Source organism: Synechococcus sp. W65.1 (assembly GCF_047461615.1).
In the GTDB taxonomy this organism is placed as follows: Bacteria; Cyanobacteriota; Cyanobacteriia; order Thermostichales; family Thermostichaceae; genus Thermostichus.
Map to the genome: position 1 here is coordinate 1 of NZ_JANSHI010000024.1, position 7,600 is coordinate 7,600.

At 55.9% G+C, this 7,600-nt stretch carries 7 protein-coding genes; all 7 read left to right on the plus strand.

Going from position 1 to position 7,600, the window contains the following annotated elements; genetic code table 11:
- Positions 1 to 222 precede the first annotated feature (222 nt).
- Genes NW806_RS10805 through NW806_RS10835 form a run of 7 tightly spaced genes read left to right on the plus strand, consistent with a single transcriptional unit; the run spans position 223 to position 7,423 of the window.
- On the plus strand, positions 223 to 1,116 hold the full coding sequence (locus NW806_RS10805) for a radical SAM/SPASM domain-containing protein (protein WP_414411107.1): 894 nt from the start codon (positions 223 to 225) through the stop codon (positions 1,114 to 1,116).
- 14 nt (positions 1,117 to 1,130) lie between these two features.
- Entirely contained in the window at positions 1,131 to 1,904 is a 774-nt protein-coding gene (locus tag NW806_RS10810) for a hypothetical protein (protein ID WP_414411108.1), read from the plus strand.
- Positions 1,905 to 1,916: 12 nt separating this feature from the next.
- The gene (locus NW806_RS10815) at positions 1,917 to 2,177 is read left to right on the plus strand and encodes a hypothetical protein (RefSeq protein ID WP_414411109.1); all 261 of its coding nucleotides are present in this window, start codon (positions 1,917 to 1,919) and stop codon (positions 2,175 to 2,177) included.
- A complete protein-coding gene (locus tag NW806_RS10820) occupies positions 2,170 to 2,718 on the plus strand; it encodes a phytanoyl-CoA dioxygenase family protein (protein WP_414411110.1) in 549 nt (182 codons plus the stop codon). Before NW806_RS10815 ends, NW806_RS10820 begins: the two co-directional genes overlap by 8 nt.
- Positions 2,715 to 3,503 (plus strand): TylF/MycF/NovP-related O-methyltransferase, encoded by a 789-nt coding sequence (locus NW806_RS10825; protein WP_414411111.1) that lies wholly within the window; start codon positions 2,715 to 2,717, stop codon positions 3,501 to 3,503. Before NW806_RS10820 ends, NW806_RS10825 begins: the two co-directional genes overlap by 4 nt.
- A gap of 9 nt (positions 3,504 to 3,512) precedes the next feature.
- On the plus strand, positions 3,513 to 4,736 hold the full coding sequence (locus NW806_RS10830) for a class I SAM-dependent methyltransferase (protein ID WP_414411112.1): 1,224 nt from the start codon (positions 3,513 to 3,515) through the stop codon (positions 4,734 to 4,736).
- Positions 4,733 to 7,423 (plus strand): tetratricopeptide repeat protein, encoded by a 2,691-nt coding sequence (locus tag NW806_RS10835; protein ID WP_414411113.1) that lies wholly within the window; start codon positions 4,733 to 4,735, stop codon positions 7,421 to 7,423. The genes NW806_RS10830 and NW806_RS10835 overlap by 4 nt, the downstream gene beginning before the upstream one ends.
- Positions 7,424 to 7,600 lie beyond the last annotated feature (177 nt).

The following is a 7,600-nucleotide window of genomic DNA, read 5'->3' on the forward strand; positions in this document are numbered from 1 at the left end:
CTCCCGGCAGGCACAAGCTGGCGAGGGTCGCCGCCCAAAAAGCGCGAGTGAAGAGGTGTTGCCAGTTCATGGCTCTCCAGAGGGAATAGTTCGGACAAGTTCTCTAGGTTAGAATTACCGCAGGCAGCAGCGTTCCTGCTAGGGGTGCGAAGCGCCCACACGGGGGAGCCTGTTGCAATGTTTTAATGAGTAGACAATTGCATGCTGCAGAAGGACAGTGAGATGAGCACAATTCCGCCGAACTTGCTGGACTATCAGCGCAGAGCTCTGGCGATGCGGGAGAGTTCATACATTGACTTTCCAGCTCATGTCCATCTGGAAACGATGGCACGTTGCAACGCTGCCTGCAACTTTTGTCCCTATTCTTCACTGGAAAGAAAGGGAGCAAAGATGGATGATTCTCTAATAGAAAAAATTGTCAATGACCTCAAAGACATTCCGCGTCTTCATCGCTTTCAATTAAGTCCTTTTAAGGTTAATGAGCCATTTTTGGATACACGGATCTTCGATTTGCTTACATATCTTCAGTCTGAGCTACCGCACGCTACCATCACCTTGACTACCAATGGCTCCCTCATCAACGAGCGGATTGTGGAACGATTAACACAGTTTCCCAATCTTGGTTACCTGTGGGTTAGCTTCAACGATCACCGCCCAGACGAATACGAGGCAACGATGAAGTTGCCCTACAGACGGACTCGCGAAAGCCTGGACAGACTTCACAAAGCAAAAGCTGAGGGACGCTTGCCAATGCGCATTGTGCTATCCCGTGTTGGAGACGGCACAGCAGCTGATGAGGATTTCATTACCTGGGTAAGGACAACGTATCCATTGTTCGAAGTTAGCATTTTTCCGCGCATGAACTGGCTTGGCCAGGTCGATGTGTCGCCTCCCACGGCACCGCCCATAGCCTGCACTCGCTGGTTTGACATATCAATCACGGCAACGGGTGTGGTAGCCCACTGTTGCGCCGATGGCCAGGCACGCTACCCCATAGGTAACGTTCGGGAGCAGCATGTCCTCGACATCTACAACAGCCCAAGCTATCGCCGACTGCGCGCGACGGTGGACAACCGTCTGCAGGTAGAGCCATGCCGCTGCTGCAACTTCCTTTAAACAAGGAGAGATCCATGGCTATCACTGCCATCGAATACGTTCTATTTAGCCAAATGCGGCAACAAAACGCTATTCCGCTTGGAGGCGACTGTTTGGAACTGGGCGAGGCCAACTGGTACGGCGACGTGGCTGTCGAGCAGCTTGGCCAAGACATTTATCGCTTTGCCAAAGAGGAAGAACGTACTGCCCTCTTCCGTCAACTTGATGAAATTACTCAGGCTAAGCGCCCTGGAATGCTGTTCGAGATCGCCAAGGTCTTTTGGCGCACCTTCTGGCAGCCACGTTCGATGACAGCGGTGGATCTTCATGGCACGGAGGCAGCTCTCAAGCTGGATCTCAATTTCCCTATCGAGTTGCCTCAGCGTTACCATGCTGTTTTTAACCTTGGCACAGCCGAGCACATCTTCAATATTGCCCAGGTGATGAAAACCATACACGACTACACGCTGCCTGGTGGCCTAATGATCCACGGTCTGCCATTTACCGGCTGGCTCGATCACGGTTTTTACAACGTGCAGCCGACCTTTTTCTGGGATCTAGCCCAGGCAAACAGCTACACGATAATGGCCTATCTCTACGTCGAGTATAATCCACTGAAGTTCGTACAGCTATGGAAACGCGAGGATATCCTCGAACTGGTCACTAAAAACCAGATTGGCCAAAACGCCTTGCTTTACTGTGTTCTGCGCAAGCCTGCTGAAGATCAACCGTTTTGCTTTCCGATTCAGGGCTACTATGCCGGCACTCTCTCCCAGGAGGCAGTAGAGGCTTGGAAGACTTTACGATAAGCGAGGGTGAAAATGAAGCGACTCAAGGAGCAATTTGCAGAACTTGGCTATTGCCATATTCCCCAGTTTGTTCCGCCTGTCTTGCTGAATGAATGGGCAGACGACCTGCACTGGCTGGTCGCTACCCAGCTTAAACGATTTGGCCTTGCAGCAAGTGAAGAAAGTGACCCTGTGCGTCGTTTGTCACGTTCACTGAATCGCTCTCTGGAGAGCCAAGCCAGAGGCGCAGTCTTGGATTTACGAGGAGGTCAATCGGCGGCCTTGGATGTTTGAGCTGGCAAGTAGCCGTTTGCTCACCAGTTGGGTTATGGAAGTATTGGGCAGCGAGCGCATTGCCATCCATCCCCGCCTGATCATGATCATCAGCATGCCTGGCCACGAGTGGCATGTTGCCTACTGGCATCAGGATCGTTTCTACGGCCCATATCACGTAGTGGCCTACATTCCGTTACAGAATACCGGTGCCTTTAATGGCGGGTTGATGGTTGCACCTGGCGAGCACAAGCGAGGCCTGATGCCGCACGCCCACAATGAGGCACTGAGTGGAAAGAACAAGTGGATTACGCTTCCGCCAGAAGTCATTGCTTCGCTTAAGGAACAGCGTCAGCTCGAACTGATGGCGGGCGACCTGGTTCTTTTTGACGGACTATTGCCGCATTCGGCCAACCTGAACTACAGTGAGGATGTAAGGTTCGCAGTTTCGCTGCGCTACACTGATCTGACCGATCCTTTCTTTATTGAACGAGGCTGGCGCTGGGAGGATTTGGCAGAAGAAGGACGGAGAGCACTTGCCAGAAAGGAGAACGCCCCATGAGCGGCAATGGCAATCCATTGAGCGGTATGATCCGTGAGTCATCTAACCAAAGCGAAGCCAATATCAGGTGCCTGGCAGAACTGGAGCGCTACTGGGCCGAAAGCCCGGGCAGTGCCAACGTCAAGCTGGAGAATTTTACCAAATATGTCACACGGGAAAGCCTGACCAAGTTTTTGGCGCGTGCCGAGGTGTTCCAAAAGCAATTGCATGTTCATGGCTCAGTGGTTGAGATGGGGGTTGCCCGTGGCGCCAGCCTCATGACGTGGTATCACCTAAGCTCAATCTTCGAGCCAACCAATTACCTGCGCGAGATCATCGGCTTTGACACCTTCACTGGCTTTCCAGAAGTGTCCGAAGTCGATTTAAGAGGCCAAGCAGTCTCTGAACATACCCGCCTCGGTGGCTTCGCCGTCGAAAGCGACATGGCCAACGACATTATGCGTGCCGCGTCCATCCATGATTTGACGCGCTTTCTAGGGCACATACCAAAACTAAAGCTGGTTGAGGGCGATCTGCGTGTTACATTGCCCAAGTATCTTGAAGATAACCCCCATCTGGTTGTCTCTTTGCTGCATCTCGATGTCGACCTCTACGAGCCGACAAAGCTAGCGCTGGAGTTGCTTGTGCCACGCATGCCAAGGGGAGCTGTGATCTTGTTCGATGAGCTCAACATGCGTCAGTTTCCGGGTGAAACACTGGCAACGATCGAGGTGCTGGGCCTCCGCAATCTCCGTCTCTTTCGCTTCCCTTACGCGACGTGCATGTCTTATGCTGTGCTCGAGTAAGTGTAGAGCATGACTCCTCTTTATACGGATCCCTGTCCTGCCTGTGGCGAATCAGTGGCTCACCCTTTTTTTGACGGAGGGGCTGCGCCACTTGCCACATTGGGCTGGCCACGTACTGAAGAGGAGGCACGGGCCATGCCCCCCTATCGGCTTGACTTTGTGCAGTGCCTCGCCTGTGGCCATGTCTGGAATCGCGCCTTCCGCTATGAGGATGTCCCGTACGGCAGTCAGCCGAACCTCATGTTCAACGCCGGGGTCTTGTGGAACCGGCATCTGGCGCAACTGGTCGATGAGGTGCTGACCCGCCTACCTGAGAACCCAACCGTGGTTGAGATTGGCTGCGGTTGTGGTCACTTTCTGCGGTCTTTGGCTGCTCGCCGGCAAGGGCGGTACATTGGATTTGACCCTCACCAACCGGACGACTTCCCCAGTGAGTTTCAATTTGAGGCGCGGCTTTTTGACCCTGTTGAAGATCTGCTGCACCTCCAGCCGGATCTGGTGGTGATGCGTCATGTCCTGGAGCACTTTGGCCAACCAGCAGCCTTCCTACAGCAGTTGGCATGGGCTGCAGGTTGCTGTAAAAAGACTGTGCGCCTGCTTGTTGAAGTGCCCTGTATCGACCGGGTCTTTACCACAGGGCGACTGGTGGATTTTTACTACGAACACCCCCAGCAGTTTAGCACTGAGTCGCTGCGTGCCCTGCTACAGCGCGTCGGTGCAATTGTGAGCTTGTGGCACGCCTACGATGGGGAAGTGGTGTTGGCCATCGTTGAGCTGCAGCTACCGCTAGCCTGGCGGCTCCGGGCTGAAGCAGCAGCCAAATTTGAGCAAGGCAGCCAAGAGGCTCGCTGCAAAATTGCTGCCCAGCTTCAAGAGCTGGCTAACAGTGGCCTGCGAGTTGCCCTCTGGGGAGGCACGGGGAAAGGGGCAGCCTTCATGCACCACTTTGGGGTTAAGACCAATTGGCTTACCTGGGTTGTCGATTCCGATCCAAACAAAGTTGGCACCTATGTTGCCGGCGTTGGCCAGCAAATTGTCAGCCCAGAGGAGCTGAAAACGCAGACCCCAGACGTGGTCATCATCCCAACCCAATGGCGCGCCGCTGACATTGTTGCCGAGATGGCTAGGCTTGGGATAGAGCCCAAGCAGGTGCTTATCGAGCACCAAGGGCAACTAGTCGACTACTGGCATTCTGCTCATCCCTATGCCTTGCCCAAACTAGAGGGCCGATGATGGAGCTAAGCAACCTTCTGCAGCAAGCTATTGACCACCACCAGCAGGGGCACCTGGAAGAAGCAGAGCGGCTCTATCGGGCCATCCTGCAGGTTGCCCCCCGCCACCACTACGCCCACCACCTTCTGGGCCAACTTGCCCGTCAGCGGGGGCAGCCTCGGTCGGCACTGTCCCATTTGATGACGGCAGTCAGCGCCAATCCAACGGTTGGTCAATATTGGCTAGCTTTGGTTGAAGCCCTGCTGGAGTGTGGTGAATACGGGGAGGCCGAGCGGGTTCTTGCCGAAGCGTGCGCCCACGGTTTGGAAGGGCCCGCTGTTGTCGAGCTAACTGCGCGGCTAGCGGCCGCCACCCTGAAGGGAGAAGCTCCCTCTCCTGACCCTCTGCCAGCAACGCAGCCCCCCACCGAGGAAGAAGCCAGCGAGCTACAGGAAGCAGCAGCTGCCTGCAACAGTGGCAACCTAGCCCTTGCTTTGGAAAAAGCCCAGCGGCTACTTGCCAAAAACCCAGGTCTTGCCCTGGCCTGGGCCATTATTGCCCAGGTGCGCTGGGCACAGGGGGAGGCAGTGGCAGCGGAAGAGGCAGCTCGGCGGGCTCTTGCCATTGAGCCCAATCAGCGCGAGGCCCTGCTTGCCCTGGCCGTATCTCTTCAGGACCAAGAGCGCTATGAGGAAAGTGAAGCTCTCTTCCGGCAGGCACTGCTGGCTTATCCCAAGGATGCCGAGATATACAGCAGTTTTTCAGCTCTGTTGCAAGAGATTGGCAAATGGCCTGAAGCGCAAGCGGTTGCCTTGCGGGCAATTGAGCTTAACCCAACCTATGCCGACGCTTGGGTCAGCTATGGAAGTGCGCTGTTGGGAAGTGGCGAAGGGGAGCGAGCTGCAAGCGCCTACCAAGCGGCACTGCAGTTCAACCCACAGCGGGTAGAAGCACTCTACTGGCTTGGACGATTGGCCGCAGTTAACCATGACTTTCCCAAGGCGCTGGATTACTTTGACAAAGCCCTAACCCTTTGTCCCCACTTTGTTGAGAGCCTCCTGGCAAAGGTAGGAGTCTACGAGTTTTCTGACCAACTCCAAGAAGCAGAAAGCTGTGCGCGCCTTGCCCTGCAGAAAAAGCCGCACCACTTCGACGCCCATCTAGCTTTGGCCCTTGCTTTGGCAGCTCAAGGAAAGGATGGGGAAGCTGAGGAAGTGTTACAGGCGGCTCGCCAATGTAGACCCCAGCCCTCCGATGCGGCCGAGCGGATCCTTGCCGCCCAGATTGCGGGTCGGCTTCACTTACCAGCCATCCCCGAGTCCCAAGCGGCCATTGCCCACTGGCGAGCTCGCTATCGGGAGGGCCTTAACGCTCTGCTGGACCTGCCTGGAACCTTGACCGACCCAACCCAATACTTCAGCGGCGCTCTTTTCTTCTACCTTGCCTACCACAACGCCGACGACCGAGCGCTCATGGAAGGTCTCTGTCGGCTCTTTCGGGCTAAGGCGCCGCAGTTGAACTTTGAAGCGCCGCATGTTGCCCGCTGGCAGTTCCCTACAGGTCGGCGCATCCGGGTTGGCTTTTGCTCCCAGTTGCTTGTCAACCACACCATCGGCAAGCTCTACCAGGGCCTTCTGGTTCAGCTTGACCGTTCCCGCTTTGAGGTCATCCTCATCTACCCACCACAAGCCAAGCGTGACCAACTGCGAGCTAGGTTGGAAGCTGCTTGCGACCGAACGGTGACCCTCAGCGGTCGACTTCCCCAGTGGCAAGCACAAGTTGCAGCCCTTGAACTCGATGCCCTCTTCTACCCCGACATTGGCATGTGGCCATCCACCTACTTTCTGGCCTATGCGCGGCTTGCGCCTGTGCAGATGGTTAGTTACGGCCATCCGGATACCACCGGCATCGATACAGTTGATTACTTCCTAGGGGGAGATGCGCCGATGGAACCGGAAGGAGCAGAAGCCTACTACAGTGAGCGCTTGGTGCGTTTTACCCGCCTCCCCTTTTGCTACCAACTTTTCAGCTTGCCAACGTCAATTCCCTCCCGCACAGAACTGGGCCTGCCAGAGCACGGCCGGCTCTACGGCTGCCCTCAAGCTTTGTTTAAGCTGCACCCTGACTTCGACGCGGTGCTAGCAGCCATTGCTGAGGGCGACCCCGAGGGCCACATTGTCATGATTGAGCTCCCCATCAAGGCTTGGAGCGAGCAGCTCAGGGCGCGCTGGGCAAAGAGTGCCCCTATCCTCAACGAACGGGTCTGCTTCCTGCCGTACCAGCCGCTTGATCGCTTCATGGCTTTGGTGGTCCACTGTAATGTTTTGCTGGATCCCATTCATTTCGGCTCAGGCAACAATCTCTACGAGTCCATGGCTTACGGCAAACCAATTGTCACCTGGCCTGGGCGCTTTGCCCGTGGGCGTTTTGTGGCAGCAGCCTACGAGCAGATGGGGATCGCCGAGATTGCGCCTATTGCCCCCTCCATCGAGGACTATGCGCCCACAGCCCTTGCTTTTGCTCGTGACCAAGAACGCTGCCTCGCTTTTGCCAGCAAGGCTGTAGCAGCAGCCAAAACGCACCTGTACTTCGACCTAGGGGCGGTGCGTCAATTCGAAGCCTTCCTCCTAGCGGCGCTGGAAGCGGCTGCCCAGGGCGAGAAGCTGCCAAGTGGCTTCCGGGTGCCGCCTCCCAAGGGCGGGAGCTGACCTTTTTGGGAGGCTCTGGCCAGGCCTGGCAGCTTTGCTCTGCCGTGGGATGTAATCAGCCCCCTCACTCTGGGATTAAGATGCAGAAAAACTGCAGGCAGGATCGCAAGCTGCCAATGGTCTCCCTGCATGGCCATGTAGAGCTGAGAGCGCGATAGGTCGAAGCCAATGAGTTTA